Source organism: Bacillus mycoides (genome assembly GCF_000832605.1).
GTDB classification, from domain to species: domain Bacteria; phylum Bacillota; class Bacilli; order Bacillales; family Bacillaceae_G; genus Bacillus_A; species Bacillus_A mycoides.
Genome location: NZ_CP009692.1, coordinates 2,444,404 through 2,469,382, shown reverse-complemented (window position 1 = coordinate 2,469,382; position 24,979 = coordinate 2,444,404). Strand labels below are relative to the sequence as shown.

Here is a 24,979-nt window from a genome sequence, read left to right as displayed (position 1 = left end):
AAAAGATATTATATTATAGTAGGCGCTACCATGATCTGGTTGGCGTCTTGTTTGTTGTTAAGGAAAGATAACAAAACAAAATTTCCTTAATCACAAGGCTTTAAAAGTAACCTATCCATAGTGATATTAAAGTTACTACTAACAAGGCAAGAAGAAATGTGATATTTCGAATCCACTTTTGTATATCATCAAAATACCGTTCTATAAATGCAACGTTGATATAAAACATGAGAAATACAACAAAGAAGGTAAAGTTACCAAATTTATCATTCAATTTTTCATTAGTAAATGTGCTTACATGAAGGAATAGTAAAGCAAAAGTTACTAAGAATAACTCAAATAGCCTTTTTTTGCTCACGCCACCACCACCCTACAGTAATTTCCTTTCGTTCTATTTTATCTGAACGTAGTGTGTAGCAGACTATGAATATTATACTTATGTAAAAAAAGGCTAACAATTTAAGATTGTTAGCCTTAATCGCGCCTTTAAAAAAATAACTCAATATAACAAATGAATGATTCTTCAACTTACACTATATTCTCCTTTTATTACAAAAAACGAACCTCGAATTGTTCCAGCAAGTTTAGACTTCTGTCTAGCAAACTTAAACTTCTCTACTAACTCCGTTGGTATCTCCATTCCCTCAGAAAGCTTAAATCCAACGGCCCGCTTCTTTGGGTTATCCAACGTATACATGACGTTGACTGCAAGACCATCCTCATAGAAGACATAGGCAAATTTAATATTTTCCACTTGAAAACACGATGTTTCTAAAGGTTTTGCCGCAAACTCAATATCACGTTCTTCTTTCAAAATGCGGTTCACATAATCAAGAGTCTTCTCGCTTTCACTAGCTGGTACAACCGTAAATTCATGCTTGTATTTATTCATAAAGTAACGTGCTTCATGGGCACGTAAACCAGCAAGTGCTTCTGCTACAGGTGAAGACTCCATGCCAGCTGTAGTTACGTTTTTAAAATCAACGATATCGGACAATTCCATCTCTCCTTTTAATACTTTACTTCCTAACAACTGGAATCCATATTTCACCAAATACTAAGCCGTTTCGCTGCCCCATCTCAACTGTTGTATTTGGCCCACCAACATAGGCAAAATCTTTTTCTTCTGCTAATGCTTGACCAAATGCAATACCAGTAAGCTTATTACTTAGCTCCTCAGCTGTATTGCCTTCCCCTTTAACTACTAGGTATTCTCCCCTCGGAAACTGGATAACTCTAGATTCTTCTTGTATCGTTGCCTCTGTCATGACACCAGCGTAATACATCATCTTGTTATTCACCGCTTCACTCACAGAAAAAATGTAATCATTTGTAGCTAAAGCTTTTAAAGTGTCCAACCTTCCATCTTGTTCGACGGCCAGCCAAAAGTCTGCCTTTTCCTTGTTTATGCCCGCAAAGTCTGTATAGTGGCTCTTAAGTTCAGTTCCAATACCTAACACGATAAAGCTATCTTTTTCTTCTATTGTATAATTTTTCATATTTAAAACCTTCCTCACTTTTAAATTAATCAAGCGATTTATCTTTTCACTTGATGAGTTTATAATATCTTTAAATCATGTCAAAAAATGATACTGTTTAGGAGACCAACATGAAAAAAGTTGAACGGATTAATACGATCATGCGCTATATTAACAACCGCTCCCACTTTACAATTTCTGAAATCATACGAGAATTTAACATCTCACGATCGACAGCTATTAGAGACATTAGAGAAATTGAAGCCATGGGGATGCCGCTCGTCGCTGAAGTTGGCAGGGATGGAGGATATTTTGTCATGCATAACTCTATCCTGCCCGTTGTTCGCTTTACTGATAATGAGGTCAAAGCTCTTTTTATTGCCTTTATGGCCACAAGAAATCAACAACTTCCCTATCTAAAGAGTCGTCAGTCTTTAGCCGAAAAATTACTAGGACTCATCTCAGAAATCCAGCAGGATGACCTTGTTCTTTTAAATCAAATCTTGCTTTTTGAAGGAACTAACCCTCATAATCCTGACCTACTTGAGCTTTCTGACCTCCCCCATCCTATGTTAGAAAAACTCATCCAAATCCTTCTTTTGGATAGTCATTTATTGATTACCGTAAAAGAAGAGGAAGAAATCAAGTCTTATCCAATTTATCTACTACACCTTTATCAAGAAAAAAGCCATTGGATAATTGAAGCCTTTGACATAAAAGAAGAAAAAAAGAAGATGCTCCCTGTCGATCATCTCATCAATGTCGAACCCTATACGACGAAAAAGAGATTAAGTAAGAAAAAAATTTTAGAAAAACTAAGTAAGAAGGACGAGGCAATCAACCTTGTACTTGAACTTGGTCCAAAAGCGATTGCCCAGTTCAAAAAATACCATCCTATAAAATTTTCTATTTCCTATACTAATCCTTACCAATCCACAGCCATTCTAAAGACTTTTATCAATGTTAACAATCTCGATGAATTAACAGAAATAACAAATTGGCTACTTTTCCTAGGTAAAGATATCAAAATCAAGGAAGTGCCTGAAGAAGTGTTAGAAGGTTTAAAAGAGAGATTATGTTTATACTGCCCATAAGCAGTGACCAGTTAAACCCAAAATAATATTGAGTTTGACTAGATGCCAGTTACTTCTATTCAAATACCTAGTAAAAACATTTTATTTACTACCGCTACTTTAAACGCTCTTCTAGTAATAACGCCAACACAAAAAAGACATGAACTAATCTTTGTTCATGTCTTTTTATATTAGAGTTTAACCCTCATTAAATTACTTGTTTAAAATTCGAATGTGGATTTATCTTATCCATAATCTCTTTCATTCTTTATTCATATCCCACTATTTTAGCACTTGAACTAACAATAACGAATTAGAATAATGACTTAATACTTGCTAGGACAGTAAGTATACCTACAACAATGACAAACACATTGCTCATTTTTCCTCTGTATTTAGCTAGTACTGGTACTTTACGAATCGCATACATTGGTAATAGACATAAGATAGCAGCAACTAACGGACCGCTAAGGGAATCAATGATTCCAAGAATACTTGGATTTGCATAAGCAACATACCAGCATGTTAATACGACAAAAGAAAGAATCATTGTCTTAACTGTTTTTTCTTCGATAGCTTTTCCGCGTGTTTTTCCAAACTTGATAATTACGTCACGCATTACCTCATATGCCCCTATATAATGGCCAAGGAAAGACTTTGTAATAGCCACAAAAGCAATGATAGGAGCTGCAATAGTGATTACAGGCGAATTAAGCTCATTAGCAAGATATGAAAGGATCGATAAGTTCTGCTCTTTTGCCATTTTAAGATCCTCTGGAGTCAAACTCAATGTACTGCTCCAGACGAAGAACATAACAACCACGAATGTCATGATATAACAAACCTTTTGTATTTGTGCACATTTGGCATCAGTAGCTTCTATTCCATACGTAGCCCTCTGTTTCACAACGAATGATGAAATCATAGGTGAATGATTAAATGAGAATACGATGATTGGTAGTATCATCAATATCGTTCCAAAATATCCTGTTCCTGTTGAAGCAGTAGAAGCAGTAGAAACACTTGAAAAACTAAGCATTGACGTATTCCACTGCGGGATCAAAGATATTGCGATAAAAAGTAAAGAAGCTATGAAAGGATACACTAGCATACTCATGATCTTTACAGTAATATCTTGACCAAAATTTAGTATAGCGATAAGACCAAGCACTAATACAAGCGATAAAATGGCCCTTGGAGGCTCCGGCATGTGCAATTGATGCACGATAAAACTACTTGCAGTATTTGTAAGCGCAACCGAATACATCAGTACGATTGTATAAATTGAGCCGAAATATACTATGTTAAAAATGATACTTGCCTTATTTCCGAAATACTCTCTAATTGTACCTGTAATCCCCTGATCAGCAGAATTAGAAGCGTATATCATTTTAGCAAGCGCCCTATGTGAGTAATACATAACAGGAAATGCAAGTATCGTAATTAACAGTAATGATAATAAACCACCTGAACCTGCATTAATAGGTAAAAAGAGTACTCCTGCTCCAATTGCTGTTCCAAAAAGGCTCAATGCCCAAGTAGTATCTTGTTTATGCCACTTTTTAGGATCTAGATAGTTCTCATTTTTCACTGCATTATTTTCAGCTTGAAATTCTATTTTTTTTGCAGTATTCCCATTCATATAATAAATCCCCCTTGTATCCTATTCTTACGTCTCTTTTTAGGCTTAAGAATATAGACCATTCTTAAAAAATGAACCGCTTACTAGATGCGCCATATTGTAAACGATTCCACCTAAAGCTGTCTCTCTTAATGTGCGAGGCATTTATCCTCCAACCCTATACTTCCATTGATGATATTGTTTACACCAGCTAATACGATGTCCGCTGCTACTAAACTATTTTGAAGAAATTCCCCTTCTGGTCACACACCTTTCTGTAATTAATCGTTTCAGTCTGTCCAATTTTAAAATGTTTGATATTTTCTTCGTAGGTAATCGGTTACCTCTCGACGCCCTCATTATAACGTTTATATTTGCGAGTCTAATATTTTTTTATTTTTAGAAAGACAGAATAAACAGAATTATGAATAGATAATAAATTACAATTGGTATGTAACAATTGTGTCTATTTTTTGAAGCTGTATTAGTTAATAGAAAAGCAAACATAATACAGAGTTCCTTTCGTTAACACATTGATTATATTAGGAACTCGTTATAAAGATACTTATATTTCCCTTTGCTTTCACATCTTATCTTTGACATGAAAGCTGTTGTAATAAATAATACACATTGATGTAAAGGAATAAATTTAGAAAACATAAAATTATTATCATGAATTTTTATTACATATAACGAATCAATATTCATTTTTCAGAAAAGAAGAACTTTTTCAAAGGAGCCTACGCACCTTATATAATGGTTATCATGTTAAGCCTGTTAAAAGAATTACACCATAAGTTTCCATTTACTATATGTAATATTTATTAAGTGTAGTTTTTTCTAAATATGGATAATTATATATTCAGAAAAAGAGAGTATCCTTTCGAATTGTGTAGTAAAGATATAGCCCACCTACGGAAATAGGTGGGCTTTTCATGTATAAAAATTGCATTTATTATATGGCAATTAGAATTGAGGTCAAAATATTATCTCTCCCCTTTTAACTCTCTCAGTCTGCTTTTTCTCAACGTCTGAGCCTACTTACGTACCAACTGCATAACCAGTAAGAATACTAACAATTATAGCAATAACTAAGATTAATGTGATTTAAATCCATTTTCCCATATATATATTATTCCAGAAGATTTAGTTGCCATTGTGCACCGAACTGGTGGTGTTACCCTAACTGACGTTTAAATGCTTTGCCGGCGAAGAAGTAAGCGATAACCATAATGCCCACACACCAAGCAAGTGCAATCCAAATATCGTTGCCAACAGTCCCTTCATATAAGAGGGCACGAATCGCATTCACGATTGAAGTCACAGGCTGGTTTTCAGCGAACGCACGAACAATTTTTGGCATAGTTTCGGTAGGAACAAAGGCCGAACTAATAAAGGGAAGAAAAATTAGTGGGTACGAGTAGGCTGTCGCCCCTTCCATAGACTTCGCTGTCAACCCAGGAATGATAGCCAACCATGTCAGCGCCAGCGTAAACATCCCGAGTATTCCAGCTACCGCGAGCCAATCCAGAATATTAGCACTGGAACGGAAGCCCATTAAGAGCGCAACAAGGATAACCACCACGATAGTAAGCACATTAGCAACAAGTGATGTTAATACGTGAGCCCATAATACCGACGAACGCTTGATAGGCATAGTAATGAAACGTGCCATCAGCCCGCTCTTTACATCCGTAAACAACCGTACGGAAGTGTAAGCGACACCGGATGCGATAGCCATCAGCAAGATTCCCGGCAATAAATAATTGACGTAGTTATCCGTTCCTGTCTTTATGGCGCCGCCAAATACGTAGACAAACAACAGCATCATCATAATCGGCGTAATCGCTACCGTAATAATTGTATCCGGACTGCGCATAATGTTGCGCATTAAACGCCCTAATAATACCCCTGTTTTGCTCTTCATTTACATCTCCTCCTTTTTGCCAATGATCGCAAGGAAAATTTCTTCCAATGTCGGCTGCTTCTCGATATACTCCACTTTTGTTGGCGGGAACATCTCTTTAAGTTCTGTAAGAGTACCAGTCGTGATAATTTTCCCGCCATGCAAGATAGCGATACGGTCCGCCAGTTGTTCGGCTTCCTCGAGGTACTGGGTCGTGAGCAAGATAGTCGTGCCGCCGCCGGCAAGTTCCTTGACTGTATCCCACACTTCAATACGCGCTTCAGGGTCAAGCCCTGTCGTCGGTTCATCGAGAAAAATGACTGCTGGCGTTCCGATCAAACTCATCGCGATGTCAAGCCGGCGCTTCATCCCACCTGAATACTGGTCTGCCCTCTGGTTGGCTGCATCAGTCAGGCTAAATCTTGCAAGCAAATTATCAGCGACTTGAGCAGGACTAGAAACTCCACGCAAATTGGCAATCATTATCAAGTTTTCTCTCCCCGTGAGCATTCCGTCTAAAGCTGCAAACTGCCCTGTCAGACTGATACTTTGACGAACATGATCCGGTTGACGCTGAACGTCAAAACCACAAATACCTACTTCGCCGCCATCTTGCTTCATCAGCGTCGAGAGGATATTGACTATCGTCGTCTTGCCCGCTCCATTTGAGCCCAGCAGTGCGAAAATGGAGCCACGCTGCACTTCAAAATCTACCCCTTTTAACACTTCCTTATCTTTAAAGGATTTTTTTAATCCTTTTACAGAAATCGCTGTATTGGTCATGCTTTTTTCCTCCTTAAAAAATGTTTTGTAAAGATAGACTGCCTACACCCTCTATTTAGTATTACTGATAATCTGTATTACTTAGTACTGATTTAAAAATATAACTGAATAGCAATGGCGTCAATTCACATTTGTAACCAGCTAATCAGTCGGTATTACCTGTTGCATTTATTTTTTTCTCAATTGCTTCATGATACTTTCATTCAAATCTTCACGATACTTGGAAACATAAGTTTTAGCGTTTGCCACTAGTTCGTCAGCAAAGGATGCCACGTCCTCCCCAGTGATTTCTAGCACTTGTCTGCCTTCCGCCGCACCGGCTTCAAACAAATCGATTAGTTCATACTGTATGTGTAGCATATCCATCCCGTTACCAGCTGAGAAATTCCACATGTAGTTTTGAATTTTCTTAAACACAAACTGATAGTCCTCTGGCAGAGCTCCAACCCGTGCCATCATCATTTTGTACTCTTTTTTATCACCAATTAATTTTTTGAACATTTCCAACATATTATTTTTCCTCCTTTTTTATAAAGCAGAACAAGAAACTCCCAAAATATCGGCCGAATATTTAATCTTATGAGGCTAGTTTGACTTCAAGACGTTAATTTTTGATGATACAAAATCCCATTTTCTCCAAAATAATTCAAGCTCCTGACGGCCATCCTCATTTAGTGAATAAAACTTGCGAGGCGGCCCCATGTCTGACGGTTTCTTTTCAATATTCACAAGTTTTTTCTTCTCTAATCGCACAAGGATGGTATAGACCGTTCCTTCCACGACTTCAGTAAACCCAAGCTCATTCAGGTGGCGGGTAATCTCATAGCCATAAGTTTCACGGCGGCTAATGATTTCCAGAACACATCCTTCCAGCGAACCTTTCAGCATTTCAGTTAAATTTTCCATATTCTGATCCTCCTTTACCCCCTATTCTGTCTGACTTATATTCAGTATCACAGAGTACTAAGGCTAATTTTTACTGAATAGCTTTTGAGAAGCCTCACTATTCAGTATTACTTATTACAACTACATTGTATGACTAAGTAGATGGAATGTCAACTCGATTTTTAAATTTTTTCTTAAATCCGCTTTTGCCTATTGGATACTGAATATATTTTTAAAAACTACGCTATTCAGTATTACTCATTACCACTACATTGTATGACTATGTAGATGGAATGTCAACTCGATTTTTAAATTTTTTCTTAAATCCGCTATTATCTATTGGATACTGCCTATTTTCTTCTTAAGAAATCTCACCACATACCTATCCAGCTAAGAAAAGGAAATACCCAAAACAAAAATTCCGCATTTTTATTTTGGGCGTTATAATATTCCGAAGTTAATGAATGTGGATAGCTCTCCTTATTAAAAAGACGGATCATTCTTTTGTTCTTCTACTAATGCACCTGTGCATCTAATACATGAGCTTGCGAATACATACAAACTCTTTATAAAGTCAACTCTACATATAGGACATCCTTTTTGTTACGATAACATCATATTCATGTCTTCTGCTGCGGTTGTAATTAGTTTTAAACCGAATGTCTCTTGTAATACATCAAGCACGCCAGGTGAAACAAATTCAGGCGCCTTTGGACCAATGCGAATATCTTGAATTCCAAGACTAAATAGCCCAAGTAAAATAGCAACCGCTTTTTGTTCAAACCATGATAAGACAATACTTACTGGCAATTCATTCACTTCACATTGGAAAGCATCTGCTAAAGCGGCCGCTATTTTCACTGTAGAAATTGAATTATTGCATTGTCCTAAATCAATGTAACGCGGAATCTCCGTACCAGGTACAACACCATAACTCACATCATTAAAACGGAATTTCCCGCAAGAAGTTGTTAAAATAACCGTTTCTGGCGGAAGCGACGTTGCTAATTCACGATAATATTCTCCGCCTTTTCCCGGAGCATCACAACCTGCGATGACAAAGAAACGCTTAATCTTTCCTTCTTTTACTGCATTAATAATTTCCGGAGCTAATGATAATACTGTATTATGATGAAACCCTGTTACTAACTGCTCATCCGACTCCATATGTACTTCTGGAAGTTCAAGCGCTTTTTGAATCAATGGTGCAAAATCATCATTTTCAATTTTTTGTACACCCTCTAAACCTGCAATATCATATGAAAAGAATCGATCAGAGTATGATCCTTTAATTGGCATAACACAGTTCGTTGTAGCTAATATGGCACCTATAAATTTTTCGAAAAGGCGTCGTTGATCATACCATGCCTTACCAATGTTTCCTTTTAAATGTTTATATTTTTTCAGTTGTGGATATCCGTGTGCTGGTAGCATTTCAGAATGCGTATAAATGTTAATTTCTTTTCCTTCTGTTTGCTTTAATAACTCTTCTAATGCAAATAAATTATGACCAGTAACTACAATTGCCTTACCTTCTACATGGTTCTGCGTAATTTGAACAGGCTCCGGAACACCAAAGTGATTCGTATGTGCCTCATCTAATAACTCCATTACTCGTAAAGCCGATTTCCCTACTTTCATAGCCATATCAATATGTTCTTGTTCATTAAAGTTAGAATTTGTTAATGTCATATATAGCGCTTCTTGAGTTGTAGCATCTACAAATGCATCTGTATACCCTAGCTGCGCAGCATGCGTACGATAAGCCGCTATTCCTTTTAATCCGAACACAATCGTATCTTGTAAACTTGCAATTGTTTCATTCTTACCACAAACACCCATCACTTTACATCCGCCTGTTGGCGTTTGTTCACATTGATAACAAAACATATCATCCCACCCTCTCCCAATCATTCGTTACAAATTAAGCATAATACCCATTGAGAAAAAGGGATGTGATATCAATCACAATAATATATATAAATTTGTGACAGTTCATATTGTTGACATAATATTTTTATTGACATCAAAAAAACATACAGAAAAATGGACAACTTTGTTGATGCTTTCAAATAGCTAGATAATTGATTTAGAGAACTATTAGCAACTAATAAGCATACAAAAACGCTATTCTATCATTCAACAGAAAGAATAGCGTTTTTTCATTTTGAAGAACTATCAATTTTTTGATTAAAGATTTTATAGGAAACCTCTTTATTTACAATACATTTACACCATCTTAACATTTTTTACATTATTTATATGATATATTTATATAGAAACTACTTAAGAAATTTCATGTACATTGTTATCTTTATGATCTCTTATTTAATTGATAAGAGGTCATGTTATATTTTTATAACAGGGGTGAATTAGGATGACTGAAACTTTAAAGACACTTATAATGCTTGATGTTACTTACGTTGTTATAGCAATTATGACGGTACTGGTATTTGTATATTTAGAATTAAAATCTCAGTAACATATTTAGGCGTAATCAATAGCTTCGGCATTTCAATATAGTTAAAAGAAAAAGAGGAGGAAATAGTTTTCTCCTCTCTTTTGTATTCCAAAAATTTCTTAAATCTACAATTCGCTTCATTATTACTTTATTTCTTGTTTCTTATTTCAACAAATTCAGTGTATGTAAAAGCAATCCTTTATCACCTATATCACCATGACCAGGTACTACTGAATTCGTATTTCCATATCGGTTCAATACATTCTCAATCGATATCGACCATTCATTTACATATGCATCAGCAACATTCCCTAAATCTTTAGCTTCCGCAGATTTCACTAAACAGCCTCCAGCTAAAATGTTGTATTGCGGTAACCATACGACAATATTATCTTCTGTATGCCCTTTCCCTGGTTTGTAAGTCTCCAAGTGGCTCTTCATATCCATTTTTCTTTGCTAGTTCCGCAGTTAATGCTGTACTATGCGCTTTAATGCCTCTTTCTTTCAACGTTTTTATCCCGCCAATTCGATCAGCATGCGCATGTGTAATAATGACATCCGTTACGCGCTTCTGAAATTTCTTTTCTACCATCTCTATTAGTTCCTTCGTTAACTTATCATCCCAAGAAGAATCGACAAGCACTAACCCTTTAGAAGTGTTAAGAACTAGACCGTTCGAAGGAACTGCTACTCCATTAAAATAACCTAACTCAGTATGAACCCATACATTTTTGTTTAACTGAGAAATTGAAATAGTTCCTGTCTCATTCTTTATTACTTTTTGCTCTAGCTTTTGTTCCGCTTTCACAGAAGAAATTGTGCTAACAAATTGAATTGTTCCTAGTAAACTAACACATACCCCTACTTTTAATAATATATTCTTTTTCATTTTCTCCACCCCTTCTTTCAAACTAAATAGTTATTTCCTATATTAGACAATTCGTCTCAAATGTTTGTTCCATCTTTTTTTACATATTTTTCATACCATTAATAAAAAGCGCACAAAATTCTGTACGATTTAAAACTTAACCTTCCTTTTTTCTATTAAACTTAAAATCACCATTGTATTTTGTTAAATAATAACATTCATACTAGCCATCATTTCATTTGCACTAGCTTATTTCATCGGAGTAAAACAATACACTTGGCTCTTATCAGGATTCAATGAACGCCGTGTACCTGACAAAGTGAAGTTATCAAAAATAGTTGGTCTTTATAATTTAATTGCTGGTGTTATTGCCACAATTGGCAGTGTCTTCATTACTCCTAATGTTAAAATTATATTTCCCATCATTATTATTGGCCACGTTATAATCGCTGCTTATGTAAATACACGTATGGTTCAGTAAAAAAAGACCATCCAATTGGATGATCTTTTTTATAACTTATCAACATATTGCTTCGCTTCTAACAATGAAAATCCAAAAGCCTCTCTTACTCTCTTAATTGCTGTAACTGTTTTTCCTTCTTCCACAAGCTGGCGTAATTCTTTATTAATTTCAGGTTCTCTATCTACAATTCCCATTTCTTTCGAAATTAATTGTAATCTATCTTCCATCCTCTTTAAACGCGTATCTGTTTTCTTTTCGATTTTATTTAATTTTTCAGCGAGATACATAAATCCAAAGGCCGCTATCGGTATGACAATCCAAAATTCCAAGACTGTTCCTCCTCACTAGCATTGTTTTATTTAAGTAATTTATGTAAATTTTACCACAGGACACATTTAATGTATAATAGTAATATACAACATTGTTGATAAAGTGAAACTTTAATCAGTGGGGGTTTTGTTCGTCCCCCACTGATTATTAGTCTTCACCAATCGGGTGTTTACGGGCAGCCCGACTCCCACCTAACTTCTTTGCCCCAGTCGAATTTTGAGGTGGGAGTTTTACTGCCCGTTAATGCGGGATAAAACCTTTTATTTTAGGGGACACTTTATGAAGAGATTTTTTAAGACGTTACTACAATTTGTAGTTCTTTCAATTGCACTACATTTGTTATTTGATATAGTTGGTTGGCTTGTTTTCAATGCACCAATTAAAAACAAACAAATCTTTATTTCCTTTATAACAGCCTCATGGCTTATGTACATGTACAGAGATAAATTTTTTAAAGCATTTACTTCGAATTAACTTAAACTAAGAAAACACTTCATCGATAAAAGATGAAGTGTTTTCCTTTTCTCTCTATTTACTACTGTATAATAAAGTTAATATTCTGTTTTTAAAAGAAAGGAGTCACTATGAACTTAAAAAGTAACAATATATATGAGAAAATGAACCAATATTCTGTTGCAGGGTTAAGCTTTGCCGTTATACGTGACGGTAAACTTGATGAAGCTACTGCTTTCGGAACACTTGAATCTGGAACAACTAGAACTGTCACTACGGATTCCATATTCAATTCTTGTTCTATTAGCAAATTCATCACTTCAATGCTTGTACTAACGTTATCAGATCAAGGAATCGTATATTTAGATGAAGACGTAAATGATAAACTCACATCTTGGAACATCCCTACCAATCTATTTACTTCACAGAAAAAAGTCACGCTGCGAAACTTATTAAGTCACCAATCTGGAATCATTGATCCTCCCAATAGTTTTGAACATTATAAGCTAGTGCAAGGAATACCTAAAATCCCTAAGCTCCTTGCTGGTAAAACATTATATTGCCCAGTACCTATAGAAGTAACTTATGCACCAGAAAGCCAATTCCACTACTCTGACGCAAATTTTTGTATTATCGAACTACTACTTGAAAATATAACTGGAAAACGATTCAACCTTTTACTTGAAGAATATATCTTTCAACCACTTCAACTGAAGAATAGTACGGTATTCCCTACTGAAGATATAAATAAATTAGATACATTTGCTTGTGGACATAATAAAGATGGCACCGTTACAAATGAGAAGTATCCATTTTATCCATTCGCAGCTGCTTCAGGCATTTGGACAACACCAACTGACTTATCAACTTTAATTATTGAAATCATTCAGTCCTTACAGGGAAATAGCAAACTGGAACTTTCTCAAAAAACAGTACAAGATATGATTTCTCCTCAAGGATGCACCAAATGGACTGGGTTAGGTGTTTTTCTAGAGTATTCTAATGAAGACTTACAAATTCATTCACTTGGCTGGGGTGTTGGATTTCAATGTATGATGGTATGTAATCCATACCGAGGTAATGGCGCTGTTATTATAACGAACTCGGATTTAGGTGTTCATCAAAAGGATGGGATTATTGGTGAGATTTTAAAAATGTTATCCTTATAATTAACGAAGTAAAACAAAGAAAGAAGCTGATTCTCCCAGCTTCTTTCTTTATATAACATTTTTCACCACAATTTTAATATGTTCTGGTGCGATAATTTCAGTTATACTTTCTTGGAAATCTTCATGCAGCAGTTCTTCAATATGCTCTAGCTGCACTTCGACATGTGTGCATTCTAAATTATGTATGTTTAATAGTGCATAATGATCTTTCTTCTTAATTACTAAATATTGATTTTCTTCTGTTATGAGTACAGAACCTAATCGTATTCCTAGTAGACGTTGATCATCAAACTTCACAATTTTTTCCCCTTTCCAACTGCGAATGTAATTACTATACAAAAAACCTAATTTAAGGAAAAGAATCTTATATAGACTATATCATAATTTACTAAAATATAAATATCATATTTTCTTTCAATAGAAATCCCCTTTTTTTTATATATTTCGATACAAAAAACTTTCTCAACAAAAAATTACAATTTTCAGTTTTTTATTTCATGAAAATCTATTATACTAAAGCTAATAAACGTTTGAAATGTTTGACCTCTCCTAATTCATGTACATATGGATGATCAGTAGCTGTTGCTACTGATCTATTTTTTGATTTCAGAAAGCAAATACACCGCATCCTTTCCTACACCACAAATAAGCGCAGAACCCCTTTGAGATTGCCACGGCAGTCCAATATAATACAATCCTCTTACTGGACTCATTCCCTTTGTATGATTAGGCAATCCATTCATATTCACTGCCTTTTCTATTTCAATCCATTTATAATCTTGAACAAAACCAGTTGACCATATAATACTTTGTGCACTATACGTGCCACCATTCTGAAACATAATATTATTTCCTGATGCACTTACCACTTTTCCCTGTAGTTTTATTGCTTCACTACGAATAAGTTCCTTACCTTCAAAACCAAAAATGGGATCCTTTCGCTTCTGAAACCACCTTCCTCTCTTTGTATGTATTTCGGCATACAATAAACCCATTTTTTCTAACCAATTAAAAATGCTTTTTCTAAAAAGATATAACGGTAAAAAGGTTAACGGATGACTTATAGCCATTGTAACTTCATGAGTTTTTGCAAGTTCTACTGCTATTTGCATGCCTGAATTCCCACCACCTACTACAAGTACTTTTCCCTTTGGAATTTGTAATGGTGATTTATATTGTGATGAATGTATTTGAAAAATATGTGATGAAAGATGTTGTGAAAATGAGGGGATGAATGGTTGCTGAAAACCACCTGATGCGATAATAACTTTTTTCGATTGTAAAATTTCTGTAGGAGTGTGTAATTCAAATATTTCTTTCTCTTTTCTTATTTTTAAAACTTGAGTCTGTAATTGTACCGGCAATTGAAAATACCTTGCATATTCTTCTAAATAAATTGCAATTTCATCTTTACATGGAAATCCACTCCCTTCTCCTTTTAATATCATACCTGGTAAACTACTATATTCCCTTGGTGTGAAGAGCTGCAAAGAATCATAGCGGTCTCTCCAAGAATCGCCAATTCGGTTTCCCGCCTCAAGTAATAAGAAACTATATCCTTCCTGCTTCAAGTAGTATCCCATTGTTAATCCAGCTTGACCAGCTCCAACGATAATTATATCTTTCATTCCAATTCCTCCTTCTCACAAACACATGAATACATGTTCATATGTTCATACGTTTCCATAATCATAACATTTTATTTTTTTATAATTCAATATCTATCCAAAATAAAAAAGAGCAGTTCACTATAAAGTAAACTCCCCTTAATATGTATCATCTCGTTACTCATTAATATTTCAATTGTCCCCAAAGGATCTAACGGCCCATACACACTATCACCTAAATTTATTATCATTTCGAATATCTTTTAATACCGCCTTTAAAGCGTGACTATTCCCATTAATATCTGAAATCATCGCTATTTTTCTCTTCATTGTAACCCCTACTTTGATAAATTATTTATAACACCTCAATTTCTAAACCCTTTCCTCATAAAATGTAATTCTATTTGAGAACGGATCAATCACAGTTAATTCAATTGTATCCCAAGGTGTTCTCTCTATATCAGGTTTTGAATACGCATAATCTTTACTTGATAAAATAGCATAATAACTTTTTAAATCCTCTATTTTCACACGAATTGCACCGCCTGGTGAAGCATCCCCATGATGTTCAGATAGATGTATTACAGTATCATTTAACGAAATTTGCATATATAATGGCATATTTTCCTCATACCGATGTTCCCAATCCAGTTTAAACCCTAAAAAATTCAAGTAAAATAACTGAGCCTTTTCAATATCAAAAATTCTAAATATAGGTGTAATCATTTATAATACCCTCCTATTTATAAACATCCGCCGCCAATTCCCGCAAAACATCTACATTCATCACTTCAAAGCAACCATTATTTTTCTTTATAATTTCTTTATCACAAAAAACATTTAATGTACGTAATAAATGCCGATAACTCGTCCCTAACAATTCAGCTATTTCCGTTAAATTCCCACTAAACACAATTCTATTTCCGTGCTGAACCGCCCGTTCCCCTGCTGCTAACATGTAACTCGCAAGTCGATTTTCAAGTGGATACAGTAAATTAATTGTACTATTTTTTGAAAGTCGATTTAATTTATGGGCTAAAGAACCGCAAATACATCTTAAAAATTTCGCATCATGAAATAATTGGTTTCTCACTTTCCCTAAAGGTAGGCCAACACAATATGAGTCTGCCATAACTTGTACGTTTGAATTGATTCTTTGAGAGTGAATTAACTCTACATCTCCTAGCAACTGCAAACCATCATAAAAACATAATAATACAGATTTCCCGTTACTTAATGTGTTAAACGCTTTCGCTTTTCCTTCAACAAAGAAATATAAATAATCTATCTCTTCGTTTTCTCTGCAAATGAACTCATTCTTTTTAAAAAAGATAAGTTCCATATATGGTTTCATATCACTACTAAAAAATGAATCAATATTATTTTGTTTCATATACTCTGCTAATTTATTAGAATTACATACTTTCTTCATAGTTCCCCGCCTTTACAACTCATCCCAATTGTAAACAAAATTTTCTTCTTTCACTATGACATATGTCATAGTAATACACAATTTCAGCATGATACAGTCATTACAAATATGAAATATAAAAAGGGGATATTACATTGTATAACTTTCTTTCTGTCTTTATTGGTGTGCTTATTGCCATTATGCTCCCATTGAATGGGATTTTATCTGAAATAATCGGTAATTATACAGCGAGTGTTGTCATTCATCTTGTCGGTTTAATAGCAGTTATTTTCGTTTTAATCCTTAACAAAAATAAACTCCATTTTGATAAAGGTATTCCACTTTTTTTATATAGCGCTGGGGCAATTGGAGTATTCACTGTTCTTTTTAATAATATAAGTTTCTCTGCTCTTGGTGCCTCTATTACGATTGCATTAAGCTTACTTGGTCAATCCATCGCTTCCATAGTTATTGATCATTTTGGTTTATTAGGAATGAAAGTTTCGAAGTTTGATAAGAAAAAATTAATTGGATTATTATTCATCTCTTCTGGAATTATAGTCATGACAATTTATTAATGGAGGTAAGAAAATGTTATATATTTGTATCGCTATTTTAGCTGGTGTTTCTATCGTTGTTGCTAGAATTATTAACGCGAATTTAGCAAAGGAAATTGGAAATTGGGAAGGCACATTTTTCAATTATATTACTGGATTATTTTTCTCCATGTTATTTTTAATTTTCAGTTCAGATTCGTTGTATATTTCTAGTCATACGTTACAATCCATACCTATCGCTGTATACTTAGGCGGATTAGTAGGCGTTATCGTCATCTCATTATCAAACTATATTACTCCTAAAATATCAGCATTTTATTTAACGTTACTCATCTTCATCGGACAATTGTTTACGGGGACTATCATCGATTTCTTCCTGTCACACGAACTATCAACCGGAAAAATTATTGGTGGAATTCTCGTATTAATAGGGCTCACTTACAATTTACTCGTTGATCGCCCTATAAAAACCGTGAAGCATAACCACGTTCAACTATAATACTTTACGCTTACCTATCATATATTAATAGAAAAGCTCTTCACATGAAGCCATAGAGAGGAGAATACCCTATTAAGAAAATCATTTTATTGATAGGTAGCGCATTGATTGTTTTTGGAACCGTATGGTTTTTAAACTCTGGAAAATCTATTCAAGATCTCTATACAGCAAGTAAACCAAAGAAGAAAGCTACTATTATTTCAACTCAAAGAGACCCAAATGCACCTCCTGTTTTTTTAGGAAAGCAGGAAATAAAAGATATACATGTAGAGTCGCTTAAGACAAAAAAATCTATCTTCCTTACAAAAACAGATGAATTAAAAACATTCATTAACAGTATGGATACAGCAAAAAAAGGCGATTTAACGCTAGATGAAGAAGGTTCTGATTTAGTAGATTGTAACATGTGGATTACTTTCCAAGATGGAACTTATAAACAATATTTAATTTGGATAGTAGATAACAATAGTAGTGAAGTTATGATTGCCCATCAAAACACTCCTGATGACGTAGACCTTACTTATTATCAATTAAATGAAGGTAATTCAAAAAAAGTATATAACTTATTTAAAAAGGTTATTTAATAGAAAAAAGTCATGAGCTACTAGGCCCATGACTTTTTCTATTTATATATATTCAGGGAACACTTTACAACTCTTTTCCTGCTCTATATCATGTCCAAAGAAAACAATTGGGTTCTCTTTCCTAACAACTTCTTTTAAACGTTTAATTGAAGATAAAGCTAATTCCGAATCAAATCCAGCGAACGGCACTTCATCTTCAAAATTTTCTTTCGTATAAGATGCATCAATCGTTAATAACACAGGACCGGATTTTTCTGTCTCAATTAATAGCGACTGATGCCCCGGAGTATGTCCTGGTGTATACAATAATTGAACTCCTGGTACGACTTCATAATCCCCTTCAATGATCTTGTAGTTTAAATTTGGCAAGATACATTCTTTCATATATTCTTCACTATGTTGTGCCGCCTCGTATTCAGCACGCTGCACAATAATCGGTGTATTTGTAAAAGCACCATTTCCTCCTGCATGATCAAAATGTAAGTGAGAACTAATAATATAAAGAAGGTCTTCCGGCTCATAACCAACGCGTTTTAAAATATTCACGATTCTATCTTCTTCCGTCATTTTCGGTAAAATCTGTCCTTCAACAAATGTACCGTTAAAAAGATCTTCGTTATTAACGGCACACTCTGGCATGCCTGTATCTACTAAAATAGGTCCTTCTTCAGTCTCCAAAAGATAACACCAAACCGGTAAGTCTAATAATTCCCCTGGTGTTAATGTACTGTTAACAGACGAATGATCCAACATACAACGACCTGCTGGGACGAAATAAAGCTTCTTTACTGTCATTATGTATCCACCTTTACAAATAATTTAAGATAAAACAATACTATATTTCGCTTATGAGAAATAAACTCCTTCTCACCTTTCATTATTTCAACTATTATCTTTTCAATTGTTCACAACTTTTCATTCCAAATCCAGTGATACTGGAAAGCCTATGCAGAAATCCAATCCTCCTTTAAGTATATAAGATAAAAGTATCACTTTTTCTTATAATAACACTTCCATTCTCTGAAAACAGAATATATTTTATATTTTCAGAGAATGAATTAAGTCGTCGAAACCAAGACGTTAAAACGAATTTTGGACATAAAATAACCGACTACCTACATGTTTAAAAAAAGGAGTCGGCTATTTTGCTTATTTATTATTGATTTGCATGCTCTTTATATGTGATGAGCGAAAATTCCCAAGATTAATATGCTACTTTAGTTTCCATGCTTTTTCACTGAAATACTTCCGTTATGTGTGTTTAATTTAATTTGATTTTCTCCCTTCCCAATAACTGCATTTCCATTATATTTATTCAGGATATTCGCTTTTCCATTGTCGACAGAGACATTAAATTGAACATTAGTTGGTTCTTTTTCAGTTTCAATATTAATCTTGCCATTGTGAGTCGTAAAATTGAGATTTCGATCAAGTTCATTTGTTTTAAGAGAAAGACTTCCGTTTTTAGATTGCCCTTCTAGTTCACCTTCAACATGATCTAGCATTATTCGTCCATTATTCGATTTCACATGAATATTTTGTGCCGTTATATCTTTAAAGTCCATACTTCCATTATTTGTTTCCGCATTAATTTTTTGCGAATTGATCTCTCTTAATTCAACACGCCCATTGCTTGTATTGATATCAAAATGCGTTGTATTTTGTTGTTTTGCAGAAACGTAACCATTGTTATTGGAAATTTTTAATGAACCATATTGTTTTTCAGGCAGATAGACATTTAATGTTAATGGGACCAATACTTCAGAAATGTTGAAGTTGAACCAAATCTGTTGTTTTTCTTTGTAAGAAATGAGAAGCGTTGAATCTTTTTCATCCGTAGCTAATGTTCTTTTTATGTTAGGATTAACTTCCCCATCTAATGTTACTTTCATGTTACTTTCTGTTGTAGGATTGATGTTAACACGCACGTTATTCGTATCGATAATGACGCTTGACACATTATTATTGTTAATGACCTTTTCTTCTGAAATTGGTACTGTGGCAATTGAACGATAAGTGAATAGACTTCCCACAATCCCAATAATGAAAATAATACCTGCAATAATTGAAAGTTTCTTTTTATTTATCATGCTTAAAACCACCTTTTACTAGTGCTATATTGAACTTTAAATAACGAACAAATCCATTCTTTGCTAACTTCGTTAAAGATAACATAGCGATTACAATGAAATATCCAAGTCCACAAAGTGCTAAAGAAACGAAAAGGTTAAAAAGTAAGAATGTATTTGGATGCACAATGGTATCAACAATAACAAGCAGTGGTGAACACAAAAATGAGATTCCTAGAGTCCACCCTGAAAAAATCAATGCGGTTACTGCAATTGCAGGTCCAAGCACGATTACTAAATTGAAAAATCCTAATCCAATTACTGCCCAAATTGCCCGAAAAACATTCCCTGTTGTTGCACTCGCTGTTACTTTCTCAATATGATAACCTGCTAATAACTCTTTGGCGATTTGAGCTGGCGAACCTAATGAAGCTGTAATTTCTTCTTCAGTTTTTCCTTCCTCTAATCCGAAAGTAAAATGTTCTTCATAATCTTTTAAAATATCTGCACGTTCTTTTTCAGATAATCTTTTTAGAGATACGTTTAATTGTTGTAAAAATTTATCTTTCGTCATTACGTACACCTTCTTTTATTAATTGATTGACACCTTGTGAGAACTCATTCCATTCCTCCAAAAGTTGGTACAAATACGTTCTACCTTTATCCGTCAGTTTATAATACTTCCTTGAAGGCCCTTCTGAAGACTCCTGTAAATACGTTGTAAAATATTCTTCTTTAGTTAATCTACGAAGTAGAGGATAAACAGACCCTTCTGATATTTCAATTTGATTGGAAATACTTCGAACTAATTCATACCCATAACGGTCTTGCTTATCAAGTAAAACAAGAACACAAAGTTCTAAAACTCCTTTTTTAAATTGTACATTCAATATTCATTCACCCTATTCTAATTGGCATCTACTACTATTTATTGGTTAGTACTGTTTTATAATAAGTAACTACAAGTATAATATAACACTTGGTATTGTTCATTGCAAGGTACACTGGAAAAATAAGTATATATTTCATCCGACGCTTATAAAATCAAAACGATGGCTCCTCTCCATTTACAAAGTTCTAAATGAGGCTGAAACCAGCCTTTAACAAAATGGAAAGGACTCAACTTTTTTACATAATGACACTTTACCTACTATAATAAAAGAGAAAAAGACTCTTACTTTAATGGAGGGAATAAAAATGAAAGCAATTGGTTTACATGAATACTTACCTATTGAAGAAGAAAACAGTTTAATTGATATTGAAGTTGAAAGACCTGTTGCCACAGGAAGAGATATACTTGTAAAGATTAACGCTATTTCCGTTAATCCAGTTGATACAAAAGTTCGATCTCCGAAAGATAAAAAAGAAGATATAGCAAAAATACTTGGCTGGGATGCTAGCGGTGTTGTCGTGCAAACTGGCGATGGTTGTACGTTATTTAAAGAAGGCGATGAAGTGTTTTACGCTGGAAGCATTACAAGGCAAGGTACATACAGTGAATACCATTTAGTTGATGAAAGAATTGTTGGTAAAAAACCAAAAACGTTAAGTGATGCTGAATCTGCAGCACTTCCTTTAACAGCCATTACCGCATGGGAAGGTTTGTTTGAACGTTTAGGGATTGATTATAATAAGAAAGATGAAAATTCATTTAAAAACATTTTAATTATCGGCGGAGCTGGTGGTGTTGGCTCGATTGCTATTCAGTTAGCTAAATGGGCTGGACTAAACGTAATCGCAACCGCATCCCGCAACGAAACTATACACTGGGTGGAAAAATTCGGTGCCGATTATATAGTTAATCATCACCAACCTTTAAAAGATCAAATATTAGAATTTGGGCTAAAAGATGTAGATTATATCTTCTGCTTAAACAATACTGATCAGCATTGGCACGCGATGGGTGACATCATTAAACCACAAGGTAAAATTTGCTCTATCGTAGAAAATGAACACCCTCTTGAGATGGGAATTTTAAAAAGTAAAAGTGCTACATTCGTTTGGGAGTTTATGTTTACAAAAGCGATGTATGAAACTGGTGATATGAGTACGCAGCACGAACTATTAAATAAAGTAAGCGAACTATTAGATGAAGGCATTTTAAAGACTACATTAAATGAAACATTCACACCAATTAACGCTGAAAACGTAAAGAAAGCACATGCACAACTTGAAAGTGGGCGTACAATTGGAAAGATCGTTTTAGAGAAATTTTAATAATAAAAAGTCCGATTTCTAAACGGGAAATCGGACTTTTTACTATCTTTATTTACTTGAAATCTCTTGATCATTTTGAACATCTAACGGAGGTCGTTTCCCTATTCCGAAAGCATAGAAACTAATTGTGACGATAGCTAAGAAAACAATACCTACAACTAATGAAATACGCGTATCATCGTTAAACCACATTCCGATTAATACCATAATTAAAAAGGCAATTGTCAAATAGTTTGTAACAGGAGCAAATGGCATTTTGAATGGATGATCTTTCATCTCTGCTCCTTTTTCTTTTCTAAAATTAATTTGACTAATTAAAATGACAAACCATGGCACCATACCAGGAAGTACACTCGCACTATATACATATACGAATAAGTTTTTTGGTGCAATATAACTTAAAACAACACCAACCGCTAAACCGATAATTACACCAACTGTACCGAATAAAGGTACACCGTTATTAGAGATCTTCGTAAAGTATTTCGGTGCTTGTCCATTTACTCCTAGTGTATAAAGCATACGTCCAGCACTATAAATACCACTGTTACAACCAGACATTGCGGCTGTAATAACAACGAAGTTAATAAGTCCCGCAGCTGCCGTAATACCAACTTTCGCAAAAGTTGCTACGAACGGACTACCAATTGAACTTAATTGATCCCAAGGATAAACAGTTACAATAACGAAAATAGCACCAATATAGAAAATTAAAATACGCCAAATTGTACTTTGAATTGCTCTAGTAAGTGTCTTCTTCGGATCTTTCGCTTCACCAGCAGTAATCCCGATTAATTCCACACCTTGATACGCTCCAACTACAAGTGATAATGCAAAGAAAAATCCTGAAAAACCACCTGTGAAGAAACCGCCGTTTGCCCAAAGATTAGATATGCCGATTGCTTCTCCTCCATTCCCAATTCCGAAGAAAATGAGGCCGAATCCGGCAATAATCATTAATAAAATCGTAACGATTTTAATCATCGCAAACCAAAATTCAAATTCACCAAATGACTTAACAGAAATTAAGTTAGCCGCACCAAGAATAACCATCGCGATAATACCAGGTATCCAAGCCGGTAAATCCGGGAACCAATATTTCATATACGCTCCAACTGCGATAATCTCTGACATCCCAACAATAACCCACTGGAACCAGTTACTCCACGCTGTCATATAACCAGCTAACGGATGAATATATTTGTGACCAAATGTCGCAAATGAACCTGTGCTTGGCTCCATATACAACATTTCTCCCATGGCACGCATAATGAAGAAGATGAAAACACCTGCGATTGCATATGCAAGCATTACTGACGGACCTGTCCATTTAATCGTGCTGGCTGATCCCATAAACAAACCAACACCAATTGTTCCGCCTAAAGCAATCATTTGAATATGACGTGCTTCTAAACCTCGTTTCAATTCTTTGTTTGCCACTTCATTTCCCCCTCTTAGATGATTCATAGCCGCATTTAAAGTAAGATGGTGTACCCTAATTCCTTTCGGCCCTGAAAATGATGAAACAAACGTCATTTTAGACTAACTTTAAAGCTATCCTAAAATCTCATTTTGCCTCTTATAAAATTTCCCAAACCCCTCATCTTCCTATTTTCTATAAAATTTAAAATTGCTCACTTCATATTAATTCATTTATCTGAAAAGTTCAATTATTTTTTCAGTAAATTATTATATATTAGTTTGATTAATTTTTAACTAAATTAACAATAAAATACATCTATTCAATATGATTCCGGTATAAATATTATTACAATATAAATAACCGAGGAGATCCTATCTTCCTCGGTTTCATACCGCATATACTTCACTATTTATAGTTTGTACCGTAATTGCTTACACATGCGATTAACACCTCTCACATAAATTTAATATATTAGTAAAACAACAAAGTCACTAGCTTCTACATCTCTTATTTATCCCGTTCTCACAACTAAAAATTCTCTATCCCATCTCCTACTTTAAGAAAAATATAACTACACTTAAAACAATCAACAATACACCGGAAAGAGGAAAACTCTTCTCCTCAGCTTTTATCTTTTCCTTAATAATACCTTTAATTTTTGTCTTTATATCCTCTGGGCATTTTCTAAATAAAATATTAGTTGTATGTAATGGTCTATTCAATATTCGAATTTTAACAGGAGATCCTGATAAATATATATTATTTTTATCCAATGTAAATTCTATGTTCGCTTCGGTTAACCCGTCTTTCACTAATATATTCACTCGGCTAGAAGCTAGATTAAATACCGTATAATCGTTAAAAGCGAGCCCTCTAATCTCGAAATGTGAGTATATAAGAATAAAAGTTATCAGCAACAAACATAGTATCAATATGGTTTTTGTTAACGAAAGTTGCTCTAATACGTAGGAAGATGTTGTCATATAAGCACAAAAGAATGCCATTAAATTACAAAGATAGTGGTTTAAAATGAAAGTATTTCTTACAACTATAATAAGTCCGGAAATGATTAGTAGAGCGCATACTAGATTCATTAAAATATTTTTACCCTCCCTAAAAACT

Annotated in this window: 28 protein-coding genes and 2 pseudogenes; 8 read left to right on the top strand and 22 right to left on the bottom strand. The window is 34.4% G+C overall.

The genetic code is table 11. The features are described from left to right. Positions 1-100 precede the first annotated feature (100 nt). The 3 genes from BG05_RS14645 to BG05_RS14630 form a co-directional block, all read right to left on the bottom strand. Complete coding sequence (locus tag BG05_RS14645; protein WP_002128363.1) at positions 101-358, bottom strand: DUF3963 domain-containing protein; 258 nt, start codon at positions 356-358, stop codon at positions 101-103. 165 nt (positions 359-523) lie between these two features. Beyond that, positions 524-1,033 (bottom strand): hypothetical protein, encoded by a 510-nt coding sequence (locus tag BG05_RS14635; protein ID WP_002185291.1) that lies wholly within the window; start codon positions 1,031-1,033, stop codon positions 524-526. After that, positions 1,020-1,499 carry a GyrI-like domain-containing protein gene (locus BG05_RS14630; RefSeq protein ID WP_002167907.1) on the bottom strand — a complete coding sequence of 160 codons (480 nt, stop codon included), beginning with the start codon at positions 1,497-1,499 and terminating at the stop codon, positions 1,020-1,022. Before BG05_RS14630 ends, BG05_RS14635 begins: the two co-directional genes overlap by 14 nt. 110 nt (positions 1,500-1,609) lie before the next feature. On the opposite strand from BG05_RS14630, the gene BG05_RS14625 reads away from it, so the two are divergent. Next, on the top strand, positions 1,610-2,572 hold the full coding sequence (locus tag BG05_RS14625; protein ID WP_002185288.1) for a helix-turn-helix transcriptional regulator: 963 nt from the start codon (positions 1,610-1,612) through the stop codon (positions 2,570-2,572). A gap of 292 nt (positions 2,573-2,864) precedes the next feature. On the opposite strand, the gene BG05_RS14620 is transcribed toward BG05_RS14625, so the two are convergent. From BG05_RS14620 to bla, 7 genes and pseudogenes are all read right to left on the bottom strand, one after another. Further along, positions 2,865-4,193: an aromatic amino acid transport family protein gene (locus tag BG05_RS14620; RefSeq protein WP_002185286.1), complete on the bottom strand. Its 1,329-nt coding sequence runs from the start codon at positions 4,191-4,193 to the stop codon at positions 2,865-2,867. A 1,156-nt stretch (positions 4,194-5,349) separates the two neighbouring features. Beyond that, the gene (locus BG05_RS14615) at positions 5,350-6,099 is read right to left on the bottom strand and encodes an ABC transporter permease (RefSeq protein WP_002014105.1); all 750 of its coding nucleotides are present in this window, start codon (positions 6,097-6,099) and stop codon (positions 5,350-5,352) included. Next, positions 6,100-6,861, bottom strand: a complete 762-nt coding sequence (locus BG05_RS14610; protein ID WP_002167904.1) for an ABC transporter ATP-binding protein — start codon at positions 6,859-6,861, stop codon at positions 6,100-6,102. Between the two features lie 168 nt (positions 6,862-7,029). Beyond that, a complete protein-coding gene (locus BG05_RS14605) occupies positions 7,030-7,371 on the bottom strand; it encodes a DUF1048 domain-containing protein (RefSeq protein ID WP_002014108.1) in 342 nt (113 codons plus the stop codon). 75 nt (positions 7,372-7,446) lie between these two features. Continuing rightward, positions 7,447-7,767, bottom strand: a complete 321-nt coding sequence (locus BG05_RS14600) for a PadR family transcriptional regulator (RefSeq protein WP_002128372.1) — start codon at positions 7,765-7,767, stop codon at positions 7,447-7,449. Positions 7,768-8,349: 582 nt separating this feature from the next. Further along, positions 8,350-9,636, bottom strand: a complete 1,287-nt coding sequence (gene hcp, locus BG05_RS14595) for a hydroxylamine reductase (RefSeq protein ID WP_033734180.1) — start codon at positions 9,634-9,636, stop codon at positions 8,350-8,352. Positions 9,637-10,369: 733 nt separating this feature from the next. Beyond that, a pseudogene (bla, locus tag BG05_RS14590) lies at positions 10,370-11,096 on the bottom strand (subclass B1 metallo-beta-lactamase). Between the two features lie 187 nt (positions 11,097-11,283). On the opposite strand from bla, the gene BG05_RS29575 reads away from it, so the two are divergent. Beyond that, positions 11,284-11,556, top strand: a complete 273-nt coding sequence (locus BG05_RS29575) for a DUF3784 domain-containing protein (protein ID WP_041867995.1) — start codon at positions 11,284-11,286, stop codon at positions 11,554-11,556. 29 nt (positions 11,557-11,585) lie between these two features. Here the strand turns inward: BG05_RS29575 and BG05_RS14580 are convergent, their stop codons facing one another. Further along, positions 11,586-11,867 (bottom strand): hypothetical protein, encoded by a 282-nt coding sequence (locus BG05_RS14580; protein ID WP_002128376.1) that lies wholly within the window; start codon positions 11,865-11,867, stop codon positions 11,586-11,588. A 280-nt stretch (positions 11,868-12,147) separates the two neighbouring features. On the opposite strand from BG05_RS14580, the gene BG05_RS14575 reads away from it, so the two are divergent. Together BG05_RS14575 and BG05_RS14570 are read left to right on the top strand one after the other, a co-directional pair. Next, positions 12,148-12,342 (top strand): hypothetical protein, encoded by a 195-nt coding sequence (locus BG05_RS14575; RefSeq protein WP_002087600.1) that lies wholly within the window; start codon positions 12,148-12,150, stop codon positions 12,340-12,342. Positions 12,343-12,452: 110 nt separating this feature from the next. Continuing rightward, on the top strand, positions 12,453-13,490 hold the full coding sequence (locus BG05_RS14570; RefSeq protein WP_002185284.1) for a serine hydrolase domain-containing protein: 1,038 nt from the start codon (positions 12,453-12,455) through the stop codon (positions 13,488-13,490). A 48-nt stretch (positions 13,491-13,538) separates the two neighbouring features. On the opposite strand, the gene BG05_RS14565 is transcribed toward BG05_RS14570, so the two are convergent. The 5 genes and pseudogenes from BG05_RS14565 to yeiL all read right to left on the bottom strand — a co-directional run bounded on the left by BG05_RS14565 (position 13,539) and on the right by yeiL (position 16,529). Next, positions 13,539-13,787 carry a hypothetical protein gene (locus BG05_RS14565; RefSeq protein WP_002087603.1) on the bottom strand — a complete coding sequence of 83 codons (249 nt, stop codon included), beginning with the start codon at positions 13,785-13,787 and terminating at the stop codon, positions 13,539-13,541. Between the two features lie 296 nt (positions 13,788-14,083). Beyond that, positions 14,084-15,118, bottom strand: coding sequence for a flavin-containing monooxygenase (locus tag BG05_RS14560; protein ID WP_002185283.1), 1,035 nt, complete (start codon positions 15,116-15,118; stop codon positions 14,084-14,086). A gap of 131 nt (positions 15,119-15,249) precedes the next feature. After that, positions 15,250-15,427: pseudogene (locus BG05_RS31980) on the bottom strand (metallophosphoesterase family protein); the annotation flags it as partial. Between the two features lie 42 nt (positions 15,428-15,469). Beyond that, positions 15,470-15,823, bottom strand: coding sequence for a glyoxalase superfamily protein (locus tag BG05_RS14555; RefSeq protein ID WP_002014124.1), 354 nt, complete (start codon positions 15,821-15,823; stop codon positions 15,470-15,472). 13 nt (positions 15,824-15,836) lie between these two features. Continuing rightward, complete coding sequence (yeiL, locus tag BG05_RS14550) at positions 15,837-16,529, bottom strand: transcriptional regulator YeiL (RefSeq protein ID WP_002185277.1); 693 nt, start codon at positions 16,527-16,529, stop codon at positions 15,837-15,839. Positions 16,530-16,663: 134 nt separating this feature from the next. On the opposite strand from yeiL, the gene BG05_RS14545 reads away from it, so the two are divergent. The 3 genes from BG05_RS14545 (at position 16,664) to BG05_RS14535 (ending at position 18,148) form a co-directional block, all read left to right on the top strand. Continuing rightward, positions 16,664-17,086 (top strand): DMT family transporter, encoded by a 423-nt coding sequence (locus tag BG05_RS14545; RefSeq protein WP_002185273.1) that lies wholly within the window; start codon positions 16,664-16,666, stop codon positions 17,084-17,086. A gap of 13 nt (positions 17,087-17,099) precedes the next feature. Next, entirely contained in the window at positions 17,100-17,564 is a 465-nt protein-coding gene (locus BG05_RS14540) for a DMT family transporter (RefSeq protein WP_002014128.1), read from the top strand. 104 nt (positions 17,565-17,668) lie between these two features. Next, positions 17,669-18,148: a hypothetical protein gene (locus BG05_RS14535; protein WP_002128384.1), complete on the top strand. Its 480-nt coding sequence runs from the start codon at positions 17,669-17,671 to the stop codon at positions 18,146-18,148. A gap of 42 nt (positions 18,149-18,190) precedes the next feature. On the opposite strand, the gene aiiA is transcribed toward BG05_RS14535, so the two are convergent. The 4 genes from aiiA to BG05_RS14515 all read right to left on the bottom strand — a co-directional run bounded on the left by aiiA (position 18,191) and on the right by BG05_RS14515 (position 21,107). Beyond that, entirely contained in the window at positions 18,191-18,943 is a 753-nt protein-coding gene (gene aiiA / locus BG05_RS14530) for a quorum-quenching N-acyl homoserine lactonase AiiA (protein ID WP_002185272.1), read from the bottom strand. Between the two features lie 422 nt (positions 18,944-19,365). Beyond that, the gene (locus BG05_RS14525) at positions 19,366-20,238 is read right to left on the bottom strand and encodes a DUF4097 family beta strand repeat-containing protein (RefSeq protein WP_033734182.1); all 873 of its coding nucleotides are present in this window, start codon (positions 20,236-20,238) and stop codon (positions 19,366-19,368) included. Next, positions 20,228-20,791, bottom strand: coding sequence for an HAAS signaling domain-containing protein (locus BG05_RS14520; RefSeq protein ID WP_002185270.1), 564 nt, complete (start codon positions 20,789-20,791; stop codon positions 20,228-20,230). Before BG05_RS14520 ends, BG05_RS14525 begins: the two co-directional genes overlap by 11 nt. Continuing rightward, the gene (locus BG05_RS14515; RefSeq protein WP_002165328.1) at positions 20,778-21,107 is read right to left on the bottom strand and encodes a PadR family transcriptional regulator; all 330 of its coding nucleotides are present in this window, start codon (positions 21,105-21,107) and stop codon (positions 20,778-20,780) included. Before BG05_RS14515 ends, BG05_RS14520 begins: the two co-directional genes overlap by 14 nt. 307 nt (positions 21,108-21,414) lie before the next feature. On the opposite strand from BG05_RS14515, the gene BG05_RS14510 reads away from it, so the two are divergent. Beyond that, positions 21,415-22,434 (top strand): zinc-binding alcohol dehydrogenase family protein, encoded by a 1,020-nt coding sequence (locus BG05_RS14510; protein ID WP_002128387.1) that lies wholly within the window; start codon positions 21,415-21,417, stop codon positions 22,432-22,434. Positions 22,435-22,482: 48 nt separating this feature from the next. Here BG05_RS14510 and BG05_RS14505 read toward each other — a convergent pair whose 3' ends face one another. Both BG05_RS14505 and BG05_RS14500 read right to left on the bottom strand, forming a co-directional pair. Then, on the bottom strand, positions 22,483-23,874 hold the full coding sequence (locus BG05_RS14505; protein ID WP_002167898.1) for an amino acid permease: 1,392 nt from the start codon (positions 23,872-23,874) through the stop codon (positions 22,483-22,485). A 534-nt stretch (positions 23,875-24,408) separates the two neighbouring features. Further along, the gene (locus tag BG05_RS14500; RefSeq protein WP_033729948.1) at positions 24,409-24,957 is read right to left on the bottom strand and encodes a hypothetical protein; all 549 of its coding nucleotides are present in this window, start codon (positions 24,955-24,957) and stop codon (positions 24,409-24,411) included. Positions 24,958-24,979: the final 22 nt, after the last annotated feature.

Coding starts and splice junctions, on each gene's coding strand:
- BG05_RS14605 (WP_002014108.1), bottom strand. CDS start 7,371: ATGTTGGAAATGTTCAAAAAATTAATTGGTGATAAAAAAGAGTACAAA.
- BG05_RS14625 (WP_002185288.1), top strand. CDS start 1,610: ATGAAAAAAGTTGAACGGATTAATACGATCATGCGCTATATTAACAAC.
- BG05_RS14540 (WP_002014128.1), top strand. CDS start 17,100: ATGTTATATATTTGTATCGCTATTTTAGCTGGTGTTTCTATCGTTGTT.
- BG05_RS14610 (WP_002167904.1), bottom strand. CDS start 6,861: ATGACCAATACAGCGATTTCTGTAAAAGGATTAAAAAAATCCTTTAAA.
- BG05_RS14575 (WP_002087600.1), top strand. CDS start 12,148: ATGAAGAGATTTTTTAAGACGTTACTACAATTTGTAGTTCTTTCAATT.
- BG05_RS14570 (WP_002185284.1), top strand. CDS start 12,453: ATGAACTTAAAAAGTAACAATATATATGAGAAAATGAACCAATATTCT.
- BG05_RS14555 (WP_002014124.1), bottom strand. CDS start 15,823: ATGATTACACCTATATTTAGAATTTTTGATATTGAAAAGGCTCAGTTA.
- aiiA (WP_002185272.1), bottom strand. CDS start 18,943: ATGACAGTAAAGAAGCTTTATTTCGTCCCAGCAGGTCGTTGTATGTTG.
- hcp (WP_033734180.1), bottom strand. CDS start 9,636: ATGTTTTGTTATCAATGTGAACAAACGCCAACAGGCGGATGTAAAGTG.
- BG05_RS14630 (WP_002167907.1), bottom strand. CDS start 1,499: ATGAAAAATTATACAATAGAAGAAAAAGATAGCTTTATCGTGTTAGGT.
- BG05_RS14525 (WP_033734182.1), bottom strand. CDS start 20,238: ATGATAAATAAAAAGAAACTTTCAATTATTGCAGGTATTATTTTCATT.
- BG05_RS14560 (WP_002185283.1), bottom strand. CDS start 15,118: ATGAAAGATATAATTATCGTTGGAGCTGGTCAAGCTGGATTAACAATG.
- BG05_RS14520 (WP_002185270.1), bottom strand. CDS start 20,791: ATGACGAAAGATAAATTTTTACAACAATTAAACGTATCTCTAAAAAGA.
- BG05_RS14510 (WP_002128387.1), top strand. CDS start 21,415: ATGAAAGCAATTGGTTTACATGAATACTTACCTATTGAAGAAGAAAAC.
- yeiL (WP_002185277.1), bottom strand. CDS start 16,529: ATGAAGAAAGTATGTAATTCTAATAAATTAGCAGAGTATATGAAACAA.
- BG05_RS14615 (WP_002014105.1), bottom strand. CDS start 6,099: ATGAAGAGCAAAACAGGGGTATTATTAGGGCGTTTAATGCGCAACATT.
- BG05_RS14600 (WP_002128372.1), bottom strand. CDS start 7,767: ATGGAAAATTTAACTGAAATGCTGAAAGGTTCGCTGGAAGGATGTGTT.
- BG05_RS14620 (WP_002185286.1), bottom strand. CDS start 4,193: ATGAATGGGAATACTGCAAAAAAAATAGAATTTCAAGCTGAAAATAAT.